Raw genomic sequence first — 22052 nt, 5'->3', positions numbered from 1 at the left:
TAAATGGAGGATATAGGTAGAATTCCTCCACATAGTGTGGAGTCTGAGCAATCTATACTAGGATCTATACTATTAGATAAAGAAGCTATAATAACTGTTACAGAAACTATAAAACCTGAAGATTTTTATAAAGAAGCTCATAAAATTATTTATGAGTGCATGATGAAGCTAAACAATAAAAATGAACCTATAGATTTAATAACTCTTACTGAAGAGTTAAAGAAGCAAGGTCATCTAGAAGATATAGGAGGAATAAGCTATATAACTAGCTTATCTACTATAGTACCTACAACTTCTAATGTTAAGTATTATGCAGATATAGTAAAAGAGAAATCAGTTTTAAGAAAGCTTATAAGAGTATCTAATGATATATTAAACTTAGGATATGATAGTTCAATAAAAGTAGAAGACATTTTAGAAAAGGCAGAAAAGCGAATATTTGATATATCTCAAGAAAAATCTAGTGAAGATTTCCAAACTATAAATTCAGTACTTATGGATACATATGACATGATAGAAAAGTTATATACTAGTAAGGAAGATATAACAGGAATAACTACTGGATTTGACGATTTGAATAAGAAAACTAATGGACTACAAAGAACGGACTTAATACTTGTTGCAGCGCGTCCTGCAATGGGTAAAACAGCACTCTCTCTTAACTTAGTCCAAAATGCAGCACTTAAAGGTGATGCATCTGTAGCTGTATTTAGTTTAGAGATGTCAAAAGAACAATTAGTTCAACGTATGTTATCTGCACAATCTCATGTAGAATTGAAAAAGATAAAAACTGGTAACTTAGATGAAAATGACTGGCCTAGAATTATAGATGCTATGTCTGTTTTATCTAATGCCAACATATATATAGACGATACACCTGGTATAAAAATAGGTGAATTAAGATCAAAGTGTAGAAAATTAAAAATTGAAAAAGGTTTAGACCTAATTCTTATAGATTACCTTCAACTTATGGAAGGTGATGGAGGTAATGAAAGTAGACAACAAGAAATATCGAAAATTTCTAGATCTTTGAAAATAATAGCTAAGGAATTAAATTGTCCTGTAGTAGCATTATCTCAGTTATCACGTGCACCAGAACAAAGATCAGACCATAGACCTATGTTATCCGATTTAAGAGAATCTGGAGCTATAGAGCAGGATGCAGATATAGTAATGTTCCTATACAGAGATGAATATTATCATCCTGATTCAGAAAGAAAGAATATAGGAGAAATTATAATTGCTAAAAATAGACATGGGGAAACTGGATCAGTTGAACTTGTTTGGTTAGGTGAAATACAAAAATTTGCAAATAAAGCTAGAGAAATGTAATAAAAGAATATCCACATGTTGATAATTTTATAAAAAATAATCATATGTGGATATTTTTATTTTAAAGCATCGAAACGATATCCACAGTTTCCACAGATGCTCTGTGGATAAATAGTGGATAAAAGTCAAATTAAAAAAGCAAGCTAATTTAGCTTGCTTTCTTATAATTAGTATAATTTTTTCAACGGGGGAGAAAAAATGATAAATATAGTATATATATATCCAAATACAGAGTTTATAAACAAGGAAATCAATATATGTAGAATAATTGATAATAAAGATAAAGAAACTATAGTTGTATATGGTATTAAAGAAAATAATAAAGTAAAAATATACATCACAAATACATTTACAGGAGATAATAAATTAGTAAAAAAGGCTAACAATGTAAATGATATAGTTAGATTTATAGAAACTAATGAACATGAAATAAAACTTCTAGAAAACTTAGAATATGTGGAAAAATACATACTAAATAAAATAGGTTAATAAAAAATGTTTTGAAAATAAAGCGAATGTTTGGTAAAATAAGAAAGTAAGTGTTCGAATAAAATAATTAGAGGTGAATTAATATGAAGACTGTTGCTATAGTAGGCTCTCAATGGGGAGACGAAGGTAAAGGTAAAGTTATAGACTATTTAGCTACACAAGCTGATGTAGTAGTAAGAGGACAAGGTGGAAATAATGCAGGTCATACATTAGTTGTTGATGGAAAGAAATATGCATTACACCTAATACCATCAGGAGTATTAAATCCAGAAACTATAAATGTAATAGGTAACGGAATAGTATTTGATCCAAAAGGATTTTTAGAAGAGTTAGCTAAATTAAACGCAGATAATATAGATACTAAAAATATAAAAATAAGTGATAGAGCACATGTTATATTCCCATATCACAAGGAATTAGATGCTTTAGCTGAAGAGGCTAGAGGAGATAATAAAATAGGTACTACTAAAAAAGGTATAGGGCCTTGTTACATGGATAAAACAGAGAGATCTGGAATAAGAATATGTGATTTAATGGATAAAGATGTATTTGCTAAAAAATTAAAAGCTCAAATAGATGCTAAGAATAAAATAGTTAAAAATATATATGGAGCAGAAGAGTTTGACTTCGATGCTATATATAATGAATACTTAGGGTATGCAGAGCAAATAAGATCTTACGTAGATGATACATCAGTTGTTGTATACGAAGCTATAAAAGCAGGAAAGAAAGTCTTATTTGAAGGAGCTCAAGGTACATTACTAGACTTAGATTTAGGAACGTATCCGTTCGTAACATCTTCTCATCCTACATCAGGAGGATTCTCTGTAGGAGCTGGTGTTGGACCTAATATGATAAAAGATGTTGTAGGTATAGTAAAATCTTACACTACTAGAGTTGGAGAAGGACCATTTGTTACAGAGTTAAACGATGAAACAGGGGACAAGATAAGAACTCAAGGAAGAGAGTTTGGAACAACTACAGGTAGAGCAAGAAGATGTGGATGGTTTGATGCTGTAATAGTTAGATATGCTGCTAGAGTTAATGGGTTAACTAGTATATCTTTAATGTTACTAGACGTTTTAACTGGGTTTGATACAGTTAAAATATGTACATCTTACAAAATGGGAGACAAAGTATTAAGAGAATTCCCAGCTTCATTAGAAGATTTAGCTAAGTGCGAGCCTATATATGAAGAGTTAGAAGGATGGTCTGAAGATTTAACAGGTATGGAAACATATGAAGAACTTCCTGAAAATGCTAAGAAATATATAGCTAAAATAGAAGAGTTAGTTGGAGTAAATGTAGACATGGTTTCAGTTGGACCAAACAGAGCTCAAACTATAGTAAGAAAAAATATATTCTAATTTTATAATATATAAAACTAAAAGCTATGTTAAAACATTATATAATGTTTTAACATAGCTTTATTTTATTTTTATATTAATTTATCTATATTTAATTGATTTAAAATATATTTTTTAACTTTAAATCTAATAGTTTTTAAAGGATCAACAACTTGGCAAACTTCTATATCACTAGTTAAACTCATTAGTATAACTAAATCATTTTTAGATAAGTTGCATTTAGGAAGTAAAATATCAAACATATTTTCGATAGCGATTTCATAAGCCTCATCCAAAGTTTCAGCAGAAGCTACAGTATAATAAGCATCTTCAGTTTCTAAGATAGGATTCTTTATTGTTAAGTTATCTATTACTTCAACTTTTACATCAACTAGAGCTCCTATTTCAGCTCCGCTTACTCCGATCTCACCATCACCCATAACAGCATGGATATCTCCAAGAGATAATAAAGATCCTTCTACTGATATAGGAAGATATACACTAGAACCCTCAGCTATAATCTTACAGTCCATGTTACCACCGTGACTACCAGGAGTTCCACAATTTATAGACTTATTATCGCTTGGGGCGACACCTATAACACCAATCATTTTGTTTAAAGGAAGTTCTAAATTATTAAATAAAGCTTTTTCATTTTCTATTTTTAAAATATTATGAGTCATAGTATCTAGTTTATTACCAAGAACCCCAACTCCAGGACCTGTCATGGCAAGAGCATTGCCTTTTAGTTCAATAGAATTTATACTAACTTTTAAAGTCTGGTTAGGCATAGAATTTTCTATGTATAAAGGTCCAGTTGCTGGATTTACTCTATCAAAATCTATACTATCCATATTGTCATCACTACATGTTATTTGGCTACACATGCAATCATGAGTTTCAAAAACTACATTGCTTCCTGATTTTACTTTAAGAACTGGATTATTTAAGCTTGAAAATGTAAATGTATGATTTTCTTTGTTTATGAAGTTCATAAATTTACCTCCTTTATTTAGTATAAGAATATTATATTACAAATAGTATTAATAAAATATTTTTATAATATAATCTTTAAAAAAATATAAGGAAATTAACAAAATTACTAAATTTTTCTGAAAATCATACTTAAATAAATGGATTAAACCATTAAAAAATAGGGTATTTAAATAATTTGCTTAAAAAAATTAAAAAATTTTACAAAAAGTATTGACGAAAGTTAATAAAGCTAATATAATAATATTTGTTGATACGGCAGAGAAAAAAGTCGAAACAACATCTCAGCAAAGATGATCCATTAGCTCAGTCGGTAGAGCACCTGACTTTTAATCAGGGTGTCCCGCGTTCGAGTCGCGGATGGATCACCATTTTTTTTGTAAGGCCCATTGGTCAAGCGGTCAAGACACCGCCCTTTCACGGCGGTAACAGGGGTTCGATTCCCCTATGGGTCACCAATATTTGGGATTATAGCTCAGCTGGGAGAGCACCTGCCTTACAAGCAGGGGGTCACAGGTTCGAGCCCTGTTAATCCCACCATATATGCGGCCTGGTAGTTCAGCTGGTTAGAATGCCAGCCTGTCACGCTGGAGGTCGAGGGTTCGAGTCCCTTCCAGGTCGCCAAACACACATTGCTAGTGTGGCTCAACGGTAGAGCAGCTGACTTGTAATCAGCAGGTTGTAGGTTCGATTCCTATCACTAGCTCCAAAAAAAGATGATCCATTAGCTCAGTCGGTAGAGCACCTGACTTTTAATCAGGGTGTCCCGCGTTCGAGTCGCGGATGGATCACCATTTTTTTTTGTAAAAATATAATATGGCCCATTGGTCAAGCGGTCAAGACACCGCCCTTTCACGGCGGTAACAGGGGTTCGATTCCCCTATGGGTCACCAGCATTTGGGATTATAGCTCAGCTGGGAGAGCACCTGCCTTACAAGCAGGGGGTCACAGGTTCGAGCCCTGTTAATCCCACCAGTAAACTCTTGGATTTTATCTAAGAGTTTTTTTGTGTTCAAAAAAATTACATATACATAATAAATTCAGAGCAAATCGAGTTTTTATTATAAAAAATTATTATAACTTAAGAAATATCTACAAATTATGTATAATGGTTATATAAACATATAAAAAATATATACAGGGGATATTATGGTAGAAATAATTTTATGCGAAGATCAAATAGAGCATCAAAAAACGATAGAAAAATTTTTAAAAAATATATTATATGAAAAAGATATTGATTACAATTTAAATATATATTCAACTGGGGAGGAATTACTTAATAATTATAAGCAAGATGCGGATATATTTATACTAGACATTCAGATGGACGAGATAACTGGAATGGATGTAGCTAGAAAGATAAGGGAAATCGATAAAAATAAACCAGAAATAATTTTTACAACTTCACTTATTGAATACATACAAGAAGGATACGAAGTGAGAGCTTATAGATATCTATTAAAGCCTATACAATATGATGATTTTAATAATCATATTTTGAGCTGTATAGATGAAGTTATAAATAAAAGAGATAAGTTTATATTAGTTGAAAATAAAAATGAAACTTACAAAATAAATATAGAAGATATAACTTATATTGAAATTCAAAGAAAAGATATGACTATACACACAGAAAATAAAATTTATGAAACTAAAATGACCATGGATAAGATTGAAAAGGAATTAAAAAACCATAATTTTTATAGATGTCATAAAAGTTTTTTAGTAAATATAAATTATGTAGAAAATATAAAACAATATATAGCTATATTAGATAATAAAGAAGAGATTTTAGTTAGTAGGCATAGGTTCAAAGATTTTAAGCATAAGTTTTTAAGTTTGTTAGGAGAAAAATTATGTTAAGAAGTGAATTAATGTCAAGGCTAATTATAGGCATATCTACATTTATTGAATATTTTGTTTTTATAAAAATATTAAATTGTTTAGAAGAAAGAAGATATGAAAACAGATATTTGGATATAGTATTTTTGTTAATTGGAGTTTTAGATTCTATAATTTTATTTAATAGAGCAACTCAATACTATGGTTTCATGATTAACTTAAAATGGATATCGTTTATTTTATTTATAAAATTAAACTATAAAATAAGTAATTTTAAAGTAATATTATATTATTTAACTTATACTACAGCAACTTATATAACATGGCAATTGCTAGATAACATAGTTTTTTTTATTGTAACAGGACGTTCCGGGTACTCTTCAAATACATCAGAATATAATTTAAATATAATATCTATTATAGTAAGTACGATTTTAATAATTATAAATATAGGATATATTAATATAATTAAAAGATTTAAAAGTATGGATAAAGAAAAAATAAATGTAATAATTATAATAGGATGTATAATAAGTAATCTTTCAGTAGCATTTATGAACAGCCTACCTACATGGACATATATGTTTAAAATGAATTATTCTTATAACAAGCTTAATGTATTTAATTTTAATGCAACCCCAAAATTATCTTTTACGAGTAGTACTTTGCTTTTAATGATAGTATTTAAAACTATTAAAGATATTAAAGAAAAAAGTGAAGAAAATTTACTAAAAGAAAAAATAGATATGCAATATAAGTATTATTTAAATCTTCAAGAATCTCAAAATAAAGTTAAAAGGCTTTATCATGATATGAATAATCATATACTTTGTATAAATAATATGAGTACTGATAAAGAAGATATAAACAAATATATAGATAATATTAGAAAAGATTTAAAACAATTTAAAGAAATATATAATACGGGGAATATGATATTAGATATTATATTAAATGAAAAACAAAATATTTGTAATGAAAATAATATAGATTTAACTTGTGATGTTAATTTTTCTAAATGTAATTTTATAGAAATGACAGATGTATGTAGCATATTTTCAAATATATTAGATAATGCAATAGAAGCGTGCAATAAAACTTCTATGGATAAAAAATATATAAAAATAAGGGGAACACTTGTTAAATCATATTATGTTATACGCTGTGAAAATTCTAAAACAAATAAATTAGAAATAAAAAATAGTAAAATTATAACTAGCAAGAAAGATAAATTTATTCATGGAATAGGACTAAAAAGTGTTAAATCTTCACTTAAAAAGTATAATGGAGATTTAGAAATAGAGGATTTTGAGAATGAATTTTTATTACAAATTTATATACCTATAGATGAAAACATGACAGTTGGGGCTACAAAGGTACCAGTTGTACTATAAATATTGAATCAAAAAAAATAAGGTGTTATCTTTTAAACGTAAAAGATAACACCTTATTTTTTGATTTTAGGGGCATAAATATGAATTACAAAAGGGAGGGTATATTTTGAAGATTAGTTTTAAGTTAGCAATTGCTTATATGAAAGAGCAAAAAGGAAGGACTATCGCATTAATAACAAGTATAGCGTTAGCTGTAATATTAGTATTTTCATTAAATGTAATACCAGAAACACAAAGTAAACTAGAAATAAAAGAAGCATATAAAAATTATAGTGATTATCATGTTGAATATAGCAACTTAAGCGATGATATAGTTAATAAGTTTAAAAAAGATAAGGAAGTAATTGAAGTTAATGATATTTTGGGGCTAGGTAAAATTGTAGGAAAAAACGGAACGTCAATTCAATTAAATTCATATAGCGATAAATTTATAGATTCATATGGATATCAATTATCGAAAGGAAGTAATCCTAAAAATTCAAATGAAATAGTTATAGAGCAAAAAGCATTAAAAGAAATGGGCTTAAGTGATGATTTAAATCAAGAAATTGATTTTAAAATTGTAAAATATTATGTTGATAAAAATAATGAAAATCAAATATTTAGTAAAGATAAAAAGTTCAAACTTGTTGGTATAGTAAAAAAACCTGATGCTTACTATGAAGATTCAAGTAGTTATGCAAGTGAAAATGAGTACTATGGAGTAAAGGCTTTTACTAAAGATAATATCAATGAATCTATTTTACCAAATAATTTAGTAACTCATGGTGGTACTTTATATTTAAACTCATCTAGACCAGATATTGGAAAAGCTTATGAAATTATAAATAAATATGGATCAAATGAATCAAATTTTATGGTAAATGTATCACTAACACAAGTTTTAGATGATTACTCAATGTCAAAGGGAACAACATATACAATGAAGCGAAAGTTATATCCAATGTTAGCGGCAACTTTAGTTATATGTAATATATTTAGTATAGTTCTTATAGATATGACAAAACAAATAGGTATATTAAGAGCAATTGGTTTATCTAAAAAGAAAGTAAGATTTATGATTGTGATAGAAAGTATTAGCGTATTGGCATTAGGTCTTATATTTGGATTCTTGATAGGAATGTTAGCTTCATATGCTGGATTTTACATTATTTATGGGAGGTTTGTAAATCTTTACATAAGTAAAGCTAGTATATATGAGCCTATGTTAATGGCTACTTTAGCTGTGTTTATATCAAGTTTAGTACCAATATATAAAAGTGGAAAAATTTCGCCTGTAGAGGCTATTAGAAGTAGTGATAAATTTAATAAAAAACAAAAAAATAGATTCTATTATAAATTAATAAGAAAGGTTTTTGGATTTTCAGGAGAAATGGCTTACAAAAACTTTTGGAGAAATAAAATAAGAACAATACTTTGTATTATATCTATAAGTTTGGGAGGAGTACTTTTTATAGATACAATAGCGTCTTCAAAAGATATGGATAATAGCTTAGATAGTAGGACTATGCCTCTTATGATGATGGGAAATAGTGATATAAAATTATCTCATAATCCTAATAACGCAGATTCTAATTTTACAAGATTTAGTAAAGATGAAATAGAAAAAATATCAAATATAAAAGAGGTAAAAAGTGTAAAACCAATTATTGAGTTAACCGGAATTTTTATAACTAATTCTAATGATGTAACTAAATATTATAAAAGTGAAAATAGTATAGATGATGAAAAAAAAATTTTAGAAGAATATGTAGAACTTGAAGGAAATAGCAATGAAAGTTTAAAAAACTTAAATCAATATATTGAAAAAGGAAAAAACATAACCGAGAAAAGTAAAGGTAAATATCCAAAAGCTTTAGTAACAAATTATTTTTATTCTATTCAGGAACATTCTCCTAATACAAAATTATTAAATGATATGAAAGTAGGAGATTTAATAAATATAAAAATACCTGTTACAAAAAATAATAAATTAGAATATAAAAATGAAAAAATAGAGGTTGCTGGGATTTTAAATGGAGATTACGTTCTAAAAGAAGGTGGTCTTTCTCGTGGATTAAAAGTTGTATTAAATGAAGAAGATTTTAAAAATATAAGTGGACGAGAAAATTATAATAAATTAAATATACAAATTGAGAAAGGAACTGATAAAAAAGCTCAAAATGAAATAGAAAAATTTATAAAAAATAATTCATTTTCAAAATTTGAAAGTAAATACAATTACAAAAATTACTACATAAAGCAAAGTGAAAGAACTACAAAAGAAACATTAGTAATTGTAGGCTTAATATTATTAATATCATCTATAAATGTACTGTGCATAATAAAAGCTAATATAATGACTAGAATGAAGGAACTTTCAACATTAAAAGCTATAGGAATGAGTCCTAAAAAACTTAAAAATATGATTGTAAAAGAAAATATAATGTATGCAGTTTTTGCATCTATATTGGCAAGTATAATTGCTACTCAGAGTATTTATAAATTTACAAAACTTTCAAATGAAATAAGTAAAGAACTATTGGGTAGTGAAAAAGCTATGAACTTTACATTACCGATATTTGAAAGTGTAGAATTTTTAATAGTATCTATAATTATGTGTTTAATAGCAGTATTTTTATGTAAAAAGAAGATTGAAAAAATGAGCATAGTAGAAGGGTTGAGTACAAATGAATAAAGGTGGGGATTTTGTGGCAAATATATTAGAGATAACAGATTTAAATAAGATATATGGTAAAGGTGATAACAAAGTACAAGCATTAAAAGATATTAATTTATCTATAGAAAAAGGCAAATTTACAGCTATAATAGGTCCGAGTGGAAGCGGTAAAAGTACACTTTTAAATTGTATTGCAGGTTTAGATATTGTATCATCAGGTAAAGTAATATTAAAAGGTAAAGATATCTCAACTTTAAATGAAAATAAATTATCTAAATTAAGAAGTGAAGAATTCGGATTTATATTTCAAAGCTTTAACTTAATACCAGTTATAAATGTATATGAGAATATAATACTTCCAATATCTATAGACGATAAAAAAGTAGATAAAAAATACATAGACAGTATAATTGATAAGTTAGGGCTTAAAGATAAAATTAATAAATTTCCTAATGAATTAAGCGGAGGTCAGCAACAGAGGGTAGCTATTGCAAGAGCTTTAGCCAATAAACCTAAAATAATATTTGCAGATGAGCCAACAGGAAATTTAGATAGTAAAACAACAGAAGAAGTTATGAATTTATTAGAAAGTTGTGTAAAAGATTTTGGACAAACATTAGTTATGATAACTCATAATAATGAAATTGCTAATATGTCAGATATTTGTATTGAAATTAAAGATGGAAAGCTGAATATAAATAATTAATATTATATAAACAAAATGACTAAGTTAGAAAATACGGAGATTTTCTACTTAGTCATTTTTTGTTCCCATCTTAAATCATTACCTGTAAACTTAACCATTCTAAATCTATCAAATATTCTAGAGAAAATTCTTTGTGCATAGATATCTCCTAATTGCATAGGTGATAAGTTAGTTGAAATTATAGTTTTCTTTCCTGATAGTAGACGAGTATTTAAAATATTAAATAATTCACTATTAGTAAAAGAGTTAGTAAGCTCTGTTCCTAAATCATCAATTATTAAAAGATCACAATCAAATATATTATTATAATTATCTTTTGTTATATGATCATCTGAATTTTTAAATTTATATTCTTCTATGATTTCAAACATTTTAAAAGCAGTCTGATATATAACTAAGTAACCCTTATCTAAAAGTTCTTTTGCAACACAGTTACACATAAAACTTTTCCCTAAACCTGTGTCTCCATAGAAAAGCATATTTTCATCATTATCTTTATCGAAGTTCATAACAAAACCTTCACATATAGATAATATCTCTAATATATTTTCTTGAGGAGATACTCCAGAAGAATCTTCTCTTTGAGTAGAGAATATAGATTCATCAAAAGTAGAGAAGTTTTGATGATGAAGAACTCTAGATAAATTAGACATATGGTAAGCCTCATTTATTATTCTTTGCTTAAGGCAATTACATTTATGTCCATTTCCTAAAAATCCGGTATCTTTACACATAGAACAATCATGTTTAACTTCTAAATACCCATTAGGTACACGATTATCTGATAAGAGTATTTCTTTCTTTTTCTTTAACTCGTCCATTTGAGCTTTAGTTTCATTTAATATAGAATCTTTATCTTTAGGATTTAAAAGAATTAATTTAGCAAGTTTTAATCCTATCTTACCTATTTCCTCATCTATTTGTTTAATTTCAGGTATTCTAGAGTAAACTTTCTTTTTTCTTTCTTGTAAATCACGTTCAGATTGATCTCTTTTTCGCTCATAAGAAGTAAGAATATCTCTCAATGTTGATTCTTTCATATATTAATCACCTACCTAAAATTATTTATCTAAATTTGCCTTTTTGGCTTTCTTGAAGTATTTTTTCTAATTCATCAGGACTATATTTAGTAAAAGTCTGATTTATATTATGGAATCTAGTTTTAACTTGCTTAGGAGCAGAATTAGAAGATTTTGAATTAAATTTTTTAGATTCTGACTGTTTCTTAAATTCTTCTTCTGACGATTTTAAATCTTCTAGTGTTTTAATGTTTTTGTCATTCCAACTCTTAATAATTCCATTAATATAAGCTATAGAAGGATTAGAAATATTTTTAGACTTCGAACATGCCTCTAAAATAAGTTCTATATCAAATTTATACTTATCAAACCATACATCCATAATTTCTTTTTCAGCTTTTGTAGCTTGTCTGGAAAATCCTAATTCATTAAACACTGTTTTATACATCATGAATCTCTTGCTTCTTTCAGCAAAACTATTTTTAACATCATCAACAGTATAAAGACTAGCATCATACCAATTTCTAATTATACCTTCTACATAACTAACAGGTTTAGCAACTCCCGTTTGTTCTTTAACATGTTCATAAGCGCATACTATCATATCTGTGCTCATGTTATATTTATCTATCATATCCATAATTGTAATCTTTTCATTAGATTGAAGATGTCTACCTATAGTTTGATTTATAGAGTTAAACATTTTTCTAATTTCAGGATTATCATTTATACTAACAATAGTATTAACATCAGATTTAATAGAATTGTTTGCATTTAGTATATTATCAATATATATTTTTTTCAAATCTAAAAACTCTATTGAAAAACTAAAATCATCTAGCCCATCATTTTTATGTTTTTTTATTAAATTCTTGTCTTCCCAAAAATCCCAAGCTGCTAATACATCAGATAATGGTACATTTAAATTTTTTGCAATAGAATTATTATTGAACTTAGGGTTAGAAGTCTCATCACATGCATATCTATAGCCTAAAAGATAAACTTGTACGTATAATCCATTAGCCATTGGCATAAATATATCTATAAATATGTTATCAATAGTAGTTTGTCCTAAATCTATTTCGTTGACTTCTTTAAAGAACATTTTATCACCTCAGATTGATTATAACATAAAATCTATTACAAATTATGATGTAGATAATTAAAAAAAATATTCATTTACTACAAAGGGGGATTTAAAATTGATTATTGATTTTAGAAGAAAAAATAGGAAAATTATATCTTTTATGATCATAGGTATTATTTTTCTAGGAGGGTTACTTTATTTTAATAAAGAAGCTGATAAGCCTGTTTCAAATATAAAAACAGAGAGTATGAGTTCTTATAAAATGGACGTAATATTAGATGATGAAAGTAAGCGTTTGATGTGCAACCAAAATGTACAATACGTTAATAATACTAAAAATGAATTGAAGAGTATTTACTTTCATATATACCCAAATGCATTTTCAAAAGAAGAATTTGCTCCATTTGAAAAATCTCAAATGAAACAAGCATATCCAAATGGATTTAATGAAGGGTACATAGATATTAAAAATATATTAATTGGAGGAGAAAAAGTTAAATTTAATATTGATGGTAATAAAGAAGATATATTAGAAGTACGCTTGGACAAACCTTTAAAGCAAAATGAATCTGTATCTATAGATATGAAATTTAATGTAAAGATACCTAATTCTGTTGGTAGATTTGGATATGGAAATGATACTACAAATGTTACAAATTGGTTCCCTATAGCTTGTGTATATGATGATAGAGGATGGAACACAAAGAGCTATGAAAGTATAGGCGATCCATTTTATAGTGATGTAAGTAATTATAAAGTTACTCTTTTAGCTCCATCTAAATATAAATTTGGAACTACTGGAAAGGTGACAGAATCAAAATCAAGTGATAAAAAATCCATGTACAATATAGAAGCAAATAAAGTAAGAGATTTTGCTTTTGTTTTAAGCGATAAATTTAATGTTAAAAAAGATTATACAAAGGATACAGAAATATTAACTTATAATTTAGATAAAAAATTCTCTGATTTATCTACAACTATAGCAAAAGATTCTATAGACATATTCAGCGATATGTTTGGTAAATATCCATATGATACATATTCTGTTATAGCAAGTGACTTTTACATAGGGGGTATGGAGTATCCAACTTTATCTATGATAGATAAAAGCTTATATAATTCTAAAAATAAATTTTTATTAGAATATGTAATAGCTCATGAAACTGCACATCAATGGTGGTATAGTGTAGTTGGAAATGATGAGGTTAATGAACCTTGGTTAGATGAAGCTTTAACTGAATATTCTACAGTTCTTTATTTTGAAAAAAAATATGGTAAAGAAACAGCTACAAGATTAATGAGTACTATGGAAAAACAATCAAAATCTTACTCTAGTCAAGATATGTTTAAGCCTTCAAGTAAATATAAAAATTCAATGGATTATAGTTTAAACGTATATACTAAAGGTGCAGTAGTATTCCATAATATAAGAGAAGAAGTAGGAGATAAAGTATTTTTTAAAGTATTAAAAGAGTACTATGAAACATATAAGTTTAAAAATGCAAATGGATCCCAATTTATGGAATTATGGAGAAAAAATGGAGTAGATATAGATAACATAATAAAGAAATGTAAGTAAAATTTAGGTAGAGTCTTTAAAAGTTTTTTAAGGCTCTATTTTTTTGGTATAATATAATTTATGATTGTAAAAGAAAGAGGTGCCACATGATAGAATACAGTTCTATAGGAAGTGGAAGTAGTGGAAATTGTCATTATATTGGATGTAAGAACACTAAGGTTCTAGTTGATGCAGGCCTTAGCGGAAAGAGAATAACAACTAATTTAAAAGATTTAGATATAGATGCAAATGAATTAAAGGGAATATTTATAACACATGAACATTCAGACCATATAAAAGGGGCTGGAATATTATCAAGGAAATTTGATATACCTATATTTGCTAATGTGAAAACATGGTGTGCAATGAAGGATAAAATAGGGGATATAAAAGATAAAAATATGAAAGTTTTTGAAAATGATAAAACTTATTCATTAGATGATTTAATAATAAGACCATTTTCAACATCTCATGACTCTGCAGATTCTGTGGGATATAATTTTTATAATGATAAACAAGAAAAAATATCTATTGCAACAGATATAGGGTGTATAACAGAAAATTTAAAGAAACATTTATATAAATCTAAATTAGTAGTATTGGAATCTAATTATGATCCAAATATGCTTATGATGGGTTCTTACCCATATGCTTTAAAAAAGAGGGTTATGTCTGAAACAGGACATTTATCAAATGAAGAAGCAGCTGAGTTTTGCGTGGAACTAATTAACCAAGGAACAGAATCTATACTACTTGCACATTTAAGTAAAGAAAATAATTTTCCAGAATTAGCGTATGAAACAACTAAGGGAATTTTATTACAAAACAACATGATAGTTGGACAAGATCTTAAGTTAGATGTTCTTTTAAGAGAAGATGCATCGGATATATATAGACTATAGAAACAGGAGACATTTATGAATATAACTATAATAAGCGTTGGAAAGCTTAAAGAGAAGTATTTAAAATTAGGAATAGACGAATTTAAAAAGAGATTATCTAAGTATTGTAAACTTGATATGATAGAGTTAGATGATGAAAAGTGTCCAGAAAGCTTAAGTGAAAAGGACATGGAAATTGTAAAAAATAAAGAAGGTCAAAAGATTTTATCAAAGGTAAAGAGTAATAGTTATGTTATAGCTTTAGCTATAGATGGAAAGAATTTATCATCTGAGGAATTAGCTGACACTATGAGTAAATTAGCTGTTAGAGGTAATAGCCATATTACTTTTATAATAGGTGGATCATTAGGACTAGCAGATGATGTTTTAAAAAGAGCGGATTATAAGTTGTCTTTTTCTAAGATGACATTTCCTCATCAAATGATGAAGTTAATATTATTAGAACAAGTTTATAGAGCATATAGAATAAATAATAATGAACCGTATCACAAATAATGGATACATGGCTTGAAAGTACGATAAATGCAAATGACTTTATTAAAAAAACAATACTGATAAGTAATAAGCTGACGTTCTATGTTAAGTACGTCAGCTATTTTATTAGTCTTATTCTTTAGATAACACCAATTTGGCAAAATCCTCAAAATAAAAGCTATCTAGTGATTTAGTATCCCCTACTAAATTAAAAAAACAGCTAGGAATTTCTCGAAGCTTTAAATTCTTATTGATGCATGGAGTACATCCTTTATCGTGATTAGTAGGATGAAATGGACATTTTAAGTCTGTGCAAGTACAATTATTTGACATATGATTACCACCTATTTTTTTGTTTACTTAAATTATATAGAAAATAGGTGATTTTAGAAACTTCTTTTTAGAAGTTAAATTTAGTCAATAAATTAAGTTAAAATTGATGAGAGAGTTAAAAATGCTCTCTTTCTATTTGACAATAGAAAAACAAGCTCCGTATAGTAAGGTATGGAGAACCGTATTATAAGTAGAGTATGTCGATTTTAAAATAAATAAAATAAAAAAGGAACCTTAATTTAGATGAGTAAGGTTCCTTTTTATGAGTATTAGATTTATACTCAGGAAGGTTAGTTATGAATAAGAAACCAATTTATAAAACATGGATAAGAATAAATAAAATAATGACTTTTTTAGCAATTTCTATATTGTTAATATTGATATCATTTTTTTCAATTAATTTATATTTACGTATTATTGCGAGTATTTTGCTTTTACCATTTTTATATATTTTATTTATAATATCATATTCTTACTATCAATTTTCGGATAGAGGTGGGAATTTACAATCAAAAATACATTATTTGATTGTAAATAAGATTAGTTATAAAGAAAATACAAAAATATTAGATATAGGTGTGGGTAGTGCTTCACTTATAACTAAGCTAGCTAAATCATTTACTAAAGCATCTCTTGTAGGAATTGATTATTGGGGAAATGACTGGGAATATTCAAAACAAATATGTGAAACTAATGCTAAATATGAAGGTGTAGCAGATAGAATTAAGTTTATACAAGCAAGTGCATCTGACTTACCATTTAGTGAAAATCAATTTGATATAGTAGTAAGTTGTTTAACTTTTCATGAAGTAAAAGACGAGGCTGACAAAATCAAAGTATTGAAAGAAGCTTTAAGGGTTCTTAAAAGAGATGGAGAGTTTATATTTCTAGATTTATTCCTTGATGAAAAAATATTTGGGAAAAATGATGAGTTCTTTAATAGAATTAGTTCACTTGGAATTTCAGAAATTAAAGTTGAAAAGCTTGAAAATATAATTAAATTGACACCTATATTATTACATAAAAAGGTATTAGGGAATGCTATGGTTATTTACGGGAAAAAATAAGATAAGAACAAATGATAAAATAATAACTCACGTTTATTAAAATAATAAAGTGATTAATGACGTATTTTATGAAATTCAATATAATAAATAAGTGAAATTTTAGCCTTAGGCATTTATAAAAATTGCCTAAGGCTATTTTTAAAGTAAGAATATATTCAATATATGTATTATTTTCCTTTTAACTTAGCGGTTACAATTAGATAAATTATAAGATATAATAAACTTAAAATATTAACATAATAGTATATATACTTATGTTAATTACAATTAAAATAACCTGGAGGCAAGATAATGAGTAAAAAAGATTTTTCTGATTTAGAAGATCAAATTATGTCTACAGTTAGCAATGCACTTAAAGCAATAGATTTTGCTAATTTAAAAAAGGATATTACAGATAAAACTGAGGATACCTTAAATCAATTTAAATCAAAGTTTAATGGATATAGTGAAAAGTACATGAATTTAAATAAAAAACCTAAAAATGATATATCAACATACATTAGTAAAAAACCAGCTGGAAGTGTATCAGGAATAATTTATATATTATTCGGAGTTAGTGGAAGTTTAGTTTTTGGGTTTTCAGTATTCACAACCCTAATACTTAAAATGCTATTCAGTGGTGGGATTATCAGCATAGGTAGCAATATTATTTTGGGAGTTGGATTTTTATTCTTTGCAGTAAGTTTAGGTTTGTTATCAAGGGGAATAACATTAAGAAAAAGAGTAAAGCGTTTTAAGACATATGTAAGATTTATTAATAACAATAGTTATTTTTTAATTAATGATTTAGCAAAATTCACAAAAGAAAAAGATAGTTTTGTTGTTAAAGAATTAAGTAAAATGATTGATAAAGGGATGTTTTTAGAAGGACATATAGATGAGGAAAAAACTTACTTTATGCTAAATGATGAAGTTTATAATGACTATTTAAATTTAAAAAATCAACAAATAGCTAAAGAAAGTAATAATGAAAAATTAAATGAAGAAATATATGATTCAGAGAAAGAAGAAATAGAATCTACAATTAAAATAGGAAGAAGTTATATTGAGCAAATAAAAAATATAAGAAATGATCTTTGTAAAGAAGAAATAGCTGTTAAATTAGATAAGCTAGGAAATATTGCAAACCAAATACTTAGTCAGGTTGAAAAGAATCCTAACAAGATACAAGAAGTTAATAAATTTATAAATCATTATCTTCCTATTACTATAAAATTAATTAATTCATACAAAGATATAAATAATCAAGTAGTTCAAGGCGAGAATATAGAAAATGCTAAAAATGAAATTGAAAAAAGTATTGATCTTATTAATAGTGCTTTTGAAAATTTATTAGATGATTTATTTGAAGATGTTGTTTTAGATGTTTCTACAGATATTTCTGTTCTTAAAACATTATTTAAACAAGAGGGATTGGTAGAAGATGATTTTAAAAAGTAAGCTTTAAATAAAAGGGAGGCATTAAGAATGAGTGATGAATTTAAAGAAGAATCTATTGATATAAAGCCAGAATTAACTTTTCAACCATTTCAAGAGGAAGTGATTGATTTAAAAGTAAAAGAAGAAAAAATAGAAGAGAAAATAGTTAATGAAATGCAACTTACAGAAGAAGAACAAAAAATGGTTGATCAATTTGTAGATAAAATACAGATAAATAACTCAAATTCTATTTTACAATATGGAGCAGGAGCTCAAAAGAAAATCTCTGACTTTTCACAGTCAGCATTAAATAATGTAAAAGCGAAAGATTTGGGTGAAATAGGGGAAATACTATCTAGTGTAGTTCATGAATTAAAGACATTTGAAGAATCTGAAGAGAAAAAAGGAATTTTAGGTTTCTTTAAAAAAGGGAAAGATAAGATTTCCTACATGAAAATAAAATATGAGAGTGTAGATAACAATATAGGGAAAATGTGTAATATTCTTGAAGCTCATCAAATACAGCTTTTAAAAGATATTGCTATGTTAGACAAGATGTATGAAATAAATAAAGCATATTTTAAAGAGCTTTATATGTATATATTAGCGGGTAAAAAGAAGCTTCAAAAACTAGAAAAAGAAGAACTTCCTAAATTACAGGAAAAAGCAAGAACTAGTGGTAATCCTCAGGATGCTCAGGAATTAAATGATTTTGTTGCTCTTTGTAATAGATTTGAAAAGAAAATTCATGATTTAGAATTAACTAAAATGATTTCTTTACAAATGGCTCCTCAAATTCGTTTAATTCAAAATAATGATTCATTAATGTCTGAAAAAATACAATCTACAATTATAAATACGATTCCACTTTGGAAAAATCAAATGGTTTTAGCGCTTGGGGTTGCTCATGCTGCTAATGCTGCAAGAGTCCAAAGAGAAGTAACAGATATGACAAATGAACTTTTACGCAAAAACGCAGAAATTTTAAAAACTTCAACTATAGAGACTGCAAAAGAATCTGAAAGAGGAATTGTTGATATTGAAACGCTTAGAGCTACAAATGAGTCGTTAATTTCAACTCTTGATGAAATACTTAATATACAAACAGAAGGACGTCAAAAACGTAGAGAAGCAGAAGCAGAATTAATAAGTATTGAAAATCAATTAAAAAATAAACTTATAGAATTTAAATATTAATATAAGCCGTATCACAAGTAAGTGATGCGGTTTTATTTTTTTATAAAAAATTATAATTGACATATTAAAAAAATGCGAATATAATAATCGTATAAGATTAATCGCATGCGATAAAAAAGAATGGAGAAATTTAAAAATGAAAATAATAGCATTAGAATTTTATAAAAATGGATTTATGAAAGAAGCACTTGCATTTGGAGGATCAGTTGAAAAAGAAAAAATAGATCCAAATAAAAATTACGAATCAAGTTTACAAAATTACTTAATAGATACTGGAAAAGAAGTTATATTAGTAGATACAGGAGTACCAGTTGAGACAAAAGATGTAGAACCAAAACCTGAACAAATGATATACACTGGTGAAAAAATTAATAATTTTGTAGATGCATTAAAAAAAGCAGGATATGAACCAAAAGATATAGATAAAGTTATAGTTACACATAAACATCAAGACCATACAGGAGAACTTAGATTATTTGAACATTCTAAAATATATATATCAGAAATAGAAGCTGAAGCAATGGACTTAAAGGGTAATAATATAGTAAGAGTTAACTTTAAAGATGGAGAGTATAAAAACTTTAAAGAAAGTCTAAAAATTTCTGATAGCATATTTATGTTACCTGCGTATGGACATACAAAAGGAAATTCTATAGTGGTAGCAGAGTTTGAAGGATTACATTATATGTTCCATGGAGATGTAACTTATACAGATGAAGCACTTAGACAAAATGCATTATCAGTAGTATTTGAAGATAAAGATTTAGCAAAACAGACTTTAAACAATGTTAGAGAATTTGTAAAAGAAAATAAGACTGTATATTTATCAACTCATACACCTGAAGCTCTAATATCATTAAAAGAAAATAAAGTTATGGAACTTTAGAGAGGTATATAGAGAGACAGTCAAGAATCATATAGAGGATAGAAAACTATATAAGGTAGAAAATAGGAGGCATTAAAATGAATAAAAAAGAGATACTAGATGTTTTAAATTTTAGACACGCATGTAAAGAATTTGATCCCAATAAAAAAATAAATCAAGATGAATTTGAAGTAATACTTGAATCAGGGAGACTTTCACCAAGTTCTATGGGAATCGAACCTTGGAAATTCTTAGTTATAGAAAATCAAGAATTAAAAAGTGAATTAGGAGAAGTTTGTTGGGGTGGAAAAACACAAATGCCAACATGTAGCCACTTAGTAGTATATTTAGGTAGAACTGCGAAAGAATTAAGATTTGATTCAAACTATATAGATTATTTATTAAAAGATATTAAACATTTACCAGAAGACATTGCTAATAAGTATAAAGGTATAATGAAGTCTATAGAGGATGTTAGATTTAAAGATGATAAAGATTTAGAAAATTATTCTTCAGAACAAGTTCATATTGCATTAGCTAATATGATGAGTGTAGCAGCTATGCAAGGAATAGACTCTTGTGCTATTGGTGGTATAGATCACAATAAAGTAGAAAAGATACTAGTGGATAGAGGGTTATTAGATACTGACAAGTTCAATATTGTATTATGTGCTGCATTTGGATATAGAGTTAATAATCCAGAAGAAAAACTAAGACAATCAATGGGTCAAGTAGTTGATTGGGTAAAATAATATATTTTATAAATATAATAAAGCTAGATGGATTAATAAATACTTCATCTAGCTTACTTGTTTGTATATAAATTTAATAACAAAAGTTGAAAATAATGTACTGAAAATTTATAAAAATATTATGAATCAGTATTATAAAATTATTTGATACATACTGGAAAAGAAGTTATACTATTGGATACAGGAGTGCCAGTTGAGGCAAAATATATAGAGTATCGTAATTTATGAAATAAGACTGTATATTTATCAATTTACAGTTCACAAAGTATAACTTCACTAAAAGAAAAGAGAGTGATGAAGTTATAAAAATAAAAAATAGTATAGTTTTTTAGGAGGATGTACCATGCACGAAAATTTAAAATTAGAAAATCAACTTTGTTTTAAAATATACTCAGTATCTAAGAGTATAGTTAGAATATATGGACCTTTATTAAAAGAGATAGATTTAACATATCCGCAGTATCTAACTATGATGGTTCTGTGGGAACATAAAAAATTACCTTTTAAAGAAATAAGTTCTAAGTTAAAAATGAAGACTGGTACATTGACTCCTATTTTAAATAAATTGGAAAGTAACGGATATTTAGAAAAAGTTAAAGATGAAAATGATGATAG

20 protein-coding genes and 8 tRNA genes are annotated in these 22052 nt (G+C 26.9%); 24 read left to right on the top strand and 4 right to left on the bottom strand.

Annotation, left to right across the window (positions count from 1 at the left end; translation table 11 throughout):
- Window positions 1–3: 3 nt before the first annotated feature.
- The 3 genes from dnaB to ACRDDE_RS11890 all read left to right on the top strand — a co-directional run bounded on the left by dnaB (window position 4) and on the right by ACRDDE_RS11890 (window position 3188).
- Complete coding sequence (dnaB, locus tag ACRDDE_RS11900; RefSeq protein WP_438627557.1) at window positions 4–1332, top strand: replicative DNA helicase; 1329 nt, start codon at window positions 4–6, stop codon at window positions 1330–1332.
- 198 nt (window positions 1333–1530) lie between these two features.
- Window positions 1531–1821 (top strand): hypothetical protein, encoded by a 291-nt coding sequence (locus ACRDDE_RS11895; RefSeq protein WP_438627555.1) that lies wholly within the window; start codon window positions 1531–1533, stop codon window positions 1819–1821.
- An 83-nt stretch (window positions 1822–1904) separates the two neighbouring features.
- Window positions 1905–3188 carry an adenylosuccinate synthase gene (locus tag ACRDDE_RS11890; protein WP_438627553.1) on the top strand — a complete coding sequence of 428 codons (1284 nt, stop codon included), beginning with the start codon at window positions 1905–1907 and terminating at the stop codon, window positions 3186–3188.
- Between the two features lie 71 nt (window positions 3189–3259).
- Here ACRDDE_RS11890 and ACRDDE_RS11885 read toward each other — a convergent pair whose 3' ends face one another.
- Entirely contained in the window at window positions 3260–4162 is a 903-nt protein-coding gene (locus ACRDDE_RS11885) for an acetamidase/formamidase family protein (RefSeq protein ID WP_438627551.1), read from the bottom strand.
- Window positions 4163–4455: 293 nt separating this feature from the next.
- Here ACRDDE_RS11885 and ACRDDE_RS11880 point away from each other — a divergent pair.
- The 12 genes from ACRDDE_RS11880 to ACRDDE_RS11825 all read left to right on the top strand — a co-directional run bounded on the left by ACRDDE_RS11880 (window position 4456) and on the right by ACRDDE_RS11825 (window position 10764).
- Window positions 4456–4531, top strand: a tRNA-Lys gene (locus ACRDDE_RS11880).
- A 12-nt stretch (window positions 4532–4543) separates the two neighbouring features.
- Window positions 4544–4618, top strand: a tRNA-Glu gene (locus tag ACRDDE_RS11875).
- A 6-nt stretch (window positions 4619–4624) separates the two neighbouring features.
- A tRNA-Val gene (locus ACRDDE_RS11870) sits at window positions 4625–4700 on the top strand.
- A gap of 7 nt (window positions 4701–4707) precedes the next feature.
- Window positions 4708–4784: transfer RNA gene (locus tag ACRDDE_RS11865), tRNA-Asp, on the top strand.
- A gap of 10 nt (window positions 4785–4794) precedes the next feature.
- Window positions 4795–4869, top strand: a tRNA-Thr gene (locus ACRDDE_RS11860).
- A 9-nt stretch (window positions 4870–4878) separates the two neighbouring features.
- Window positions 4879–4954, top strand: a tRNA-Lys gene (locus ACRDDE_RS11855).
- A gap of 24 nt (window positions 4955–4978) precedes the next feature.
- Window positions 4979–5053, top strand: a tRNA-Glu gene (locus tag ACRDDE_RS11850).
- A gap of 6 nt (window positions 5054–5059) precedes the next feature.
- Window positions 5060–5135 (top strand) — tRNA-Val (locus ACRDDE_RS11845).
- Window positions 5136–5309: 174 nt separating this feature from the next.
- The gene (locus ACRDDE_RS11840) at window positions 5310–6026 is read left to right on the top strand and encodes a LytR/AlgR family response regulator transcription factor (RefSeq protein ID WP_438627549.1); all 717 of its coding nucleotides are present in this window, start codon (window positions 5310–5312) and stop codon (window positions 6024–6026) included.
- Window positions 6020–7399 carry an ATP-binding protein gene (locus ACRDDE_RS11835; RefSeq protein ID WP_438627547.1) on the top strand — a complete coding sequence of 460 codons (1380 nt, stop codon included), beginning with the start codon at window positions 6020–6022 and terminating at the stop codon, window positions 7397–7399. Before ACRDDE_RS11840 ends, ACRDDE_RS11835 begins: the two co-directional genes overlap by 7 nt.
- Window positions 7400–7505: 106 nt before the next feature.
- Window positions 7506–10076 carry an ABC transporter permease gene (locus tag ACRDDE_RS11830; protein WP_438627545.1) on the top strand — a complete coding sequence of 857 codons (2571 nt, stop codon included), beginning with the start codon at window positions 7506–7508 and terminating at the stop codon, window positions 10074–10076.
- Window positions 10069–10764, top strand: a complete 696-nt coding sequence (locus tag ACRDDE_RS11825; RefSeq protein WP_438627543.1) for an ABC transporter ATP-binding protein — start codon at window positions 10069–10071, stop codon at window positions 10762–10764. Before ACRDDE_RS11830 ends, ACRDDE_RS11825 begins: the two co-directional genes overlap by 8 nt.
- Window positions 10765–10808: 44 nt before the next feature.
- On the opposite strand, the gene ACRDDE_RS11820 is transcribed toward ACRDDE_RS11825, so the two are convergent.
- Window positions 10809–11804 carry an ATP-binding protein gene (locus tag ACRDDE_RS11820; RefSeq protein WP_438627541.1) on the bottom strand — a complete coding sequence of 332 codons (996 nt, stop codon included), beginning with the start codon at window positions 11802–11804 and terminating at the stop codon, window positions 10809–10811.
- A 25-nt stretch (window positions 11805–11829) separates the two neighbouring features.
- Window positions 11830–12888: a DnaD domain protein gene (locus tag ACRDDE_RS11815; RefSeq protein WP_438627539.1), complete on the bottom strand. Its 1059-nt coding sequence runs from the start codon at window positions 12886–12888 to the stop codon at window positions 11830–11832.
- Between the two features lie 97 nt (window positions 12889–12985).
- On the opposite strand from ACRDDE_RS11815, the gene ACRDDE_RS11810 reads away from it, so the two are divergent.
- The 3 genes from ACRDDE_RS11810 (at window position 12986) to rlmH (ending at window position 15825) form a co-directional block, all read left to right on the top strand.
- A complete protein-coding gene (locus tag ACRDDE_RS11810; protein WP_438627537.1) occupies window positions 12986–14449 on the top strand; it encodes a M1 family metallopeptidase in 1464 nt (487 codons plus the stop codon).
- Window positions 14450–14535: 86 nt separating this feature from the next.
- Window positions 14536–15330 (top strand): MBL fold metallo-hydrolase, encoded by a 795-nt coding sequence (locus ACRDDE_RS11805; protein ID WP_035118258.1) that lies wholly within the window; start codon window positions 14536–14538, stop codon window positions 15328–15330.
- 15 nt (window positions 15331–15345) lie between these two features.
- Complete coding sequence (rlmH, locus tag ACRDDE_RS11800) at window positions 15346–15825, top strand: 23S rRNA (pseudouridine(1915)-N(3))-methyltransferase RlmH (protein ID WP_021428104.1); 480 nt, start codon at window positions 15346–15348, stop codon at window positions 15823–15825.
- 111 nt (window positions 15826–15936) lie between these two features.
- On the opposite strand, the gene ACRDDE_RS11795 is transcribed toward rlmH, so the two are convergent.
- Window positions 15937–16137 (bottom strand): DUF6485 family protein, encoded by a 201-nt coding sequence (locus ACRDDE_RS11795; RefSeq protein WP_142729566.1) that lies wholly within the window; start codon window positions 16135–16137, stop codon window positions 15937–15939.
- Between the two features lie 296 nt (window positions 16138–16433).
- Here ACRDDE_RS11795 and ACRDDE_RS11790 point away from each other — a divergent pair, with 296 nt between their 5' ends.
- The 6 genes from ACRDDE_RS11790 to ACRDDE_RS11765 form a co-directional block, all read left to right on the top strand.
- On the top strand, window positions 16434–17204 hold the full coding sequence (locus ACRDDE_RS11790) for a class I SAM-dependent methyltransferase (RefSeq protein WP_438627534.1): 771 nt from the start codon (window positions 16434–16436) through the stop codon (window positions 17202–17204).
- Window positions 17205–17495: 291 nt separating this feature from the next.
- Window positions 17496–18644, top strand: coding sequence for a 5-bromo-4-chloroindolyl phosphate hydrolysis family protein (locus ACRDDE_RS11785; protein ID WP_438627532.1), 1149 nt, complete (start codon window positions 17496–17498; stop codon window positions 18642–18644).
- Between the two features lie 27 nt (window positions 18645–18671).
- Window positions 18672–19820 carry a toxic anion resistance protein gene (locus tag ACRDDE_RS11780; protein ID WP_438627530.1) on the top strand — a complete coding sequence of 383 codons (1149 nt, stop codon included), beginning with the start codon at window positions 18672–18674 and terminating at the stop codon, window positions 19818–19820.
- Between the two features lie 136 nt (window positions 19821–19956).
- Window positions 19957–20706 (top strand): MBL fold metallo-hydrolase, encoded by a 750-nt coding sequence (locus tag ACRDDE_RS11775; protein ID WP_438627528.1) that lies wholly within the window; start codon window positions 19957–19959, stop codon window positions 20704–20706.
- Between the two features lie 77 nt (window positions 20707–20783).
- The gene (locus tag ACRDDE_RS11770) at window positions 20784–21437 is read left to right on the top strand and encodes an NAD(P)H-dependent oxidoreductase (RefSeq protein WP_438627526.1); all 654 of its coding nucleotides are present in this window, start codon (window positions 20784–20786) and stop codon (window positions 21435–21437) included.
- A gap of 343 nt (window positions 21438–21780) precedes the next feature.
- Window positions 21781–22052 (top strand): MarR family winged helix-turn-helix transcriptional regulator (locus tag ACRDDE_RS11765; protein WP_438627524.1); only part of this gene is annotated, 272 nt, incomplete at its 3' end.

It is taken from the genome of Paraclostridium sp., assembly GCF_051656405.1.
Lineage (GTDB): Bacteria > Bacillota > Clostridia > Peptostreptococcales > Peptostreptococcaceae > Paraclostridium.
This window is presented reverse-complemented; position numbering and strand designations above follow the sequence as displayed.

What these genes read in the sequence shown, in the direction of transcription:
- dnaB (WP_438627557.1), top strand. Translation starts at nt 4, where the DNA reads ATGGAGGATATAGGTAGAATTCCTCCACATAGTGTGGAGTCTGAGCAA.
- ACRDDE_RS11895 (WP_438627555.1), top strand. Translation starts at nt 1,531, where the DNA reads ATGATAAATATAGTATATATATATCCAAATACAGAGTTTATAAACAAG.
- ACRDDE_RS11890 (WP_438627553.1), top strand. Translation starts at nt 1,905, where the DNA reads ATGAAGACTGTTGCTATAGTAGGCTCTCAATGGGGAGACGAAGGTAAA.
- ACRDDE_RS11885 (WP_438627551.1), bottom strand. Translation starts at nt 4,162, where the DNA reads ATGAACTTCATAAACAAAGAAAATCATACATTTACATTTTCAAGCTTA.
- ACRDDE_RS11840 (WP_438627549.1), top strand. Translation starts at nt 5,310, where the DNA reads ATGGTAGAAATAATTTTATGCGAAGATCAAATAGAGCATCAAAAAACG.
- ACRDDE_RS11835 (WP_438627547.1), top strand. Translation starts at nt 6,020, where the DNA reads ATGTTAAGAAGTGAATTAATGTCAAGGCTAATTATAGGCATATCTACA.
- ACRDDE_RS11825 (WP_438627543.1), top strand. Translation starts at nt 10,069, where the DNA reads ATGAATAAAGGTGGGGATTTTGTGGCAAATATATTAGAGATAACAGAT.
- ACRDDE_RS11820 (WP_438627541.1), bottom strand. Translation starts at nt 11,804, where the DNA reads ATGAAAGAATCAACATTGAGAGATATTCTTACTTCTTATGAGCGAAAA.
- ACRDDE_RS11815 (WP_438627539.1), bottom strand. Translation starts at nt 12,888, where the DNA reads ATGTTCTTTAAAGAAGTCAACGAAATAGATTTAGGACAAACTACTATT.
- ACRDDE_RS11805 (WP_035118258.1), top strand. Translation starts at nt 14,536, where the DNA reads ATGATAGAATACAGTTCTATAGGAAGTGGAAGTAGTGGAAATTGTCAT.
- rlmH (WP_021428104.1), top strand. Translation starts at nt 15,346, where the DNA reads ATGAATATAACTATAATAAGCGTTGGAAAGCTTAAAGAGAAGTATTTA.
- ACRDDE_RS11795 (WP_142729566.1), bottom strand. Translation starts at nt 16,137, where the DNA reads ATGTCAAATAATTGTACTTGCACAGACTTAAAATGTCCATTTCATCCT.
- ACRDDE_RS11790 (WP_438627534.1), top strand. Translation starts at nt 16,434, where the DNA reads ATGAATAAGAAACCAATTTATAAAACATGGATAAGAATAAATAAAATA.
- ACRDDE_RS11785 (WP_438627532.1), top strand. Translation starts at nt 17,496, where the DNA reads ATGAGTAAAAAAGATTTTTCTGATTTAGAAGATCAAATTATGTCTACA.
- ACRDDE_RS11780 (WP_438627530.1), top strand. Translation starts at nt 18,672, where the DNA reads ATGAGTGATGAATTTAAAGAAGAATCTATTGATATAAAGCCAGAATTA.
- ACRDDE_RS11775 (WP_438627528.1), top strand. Translation starts at nt 19,957, where the DNA reads ATGAAAATAATAGCATTAGAATTTTATAAAAATGGATTTATGAAAGAA.
- ACRDDE_RS11770 (WP_438627526.1), top strand. Translation starts at nt 20,784, where the DNA reads ATGAATAAAAAAGAGATACTAGATGTTTTAAATTTTAGACACGCATGT.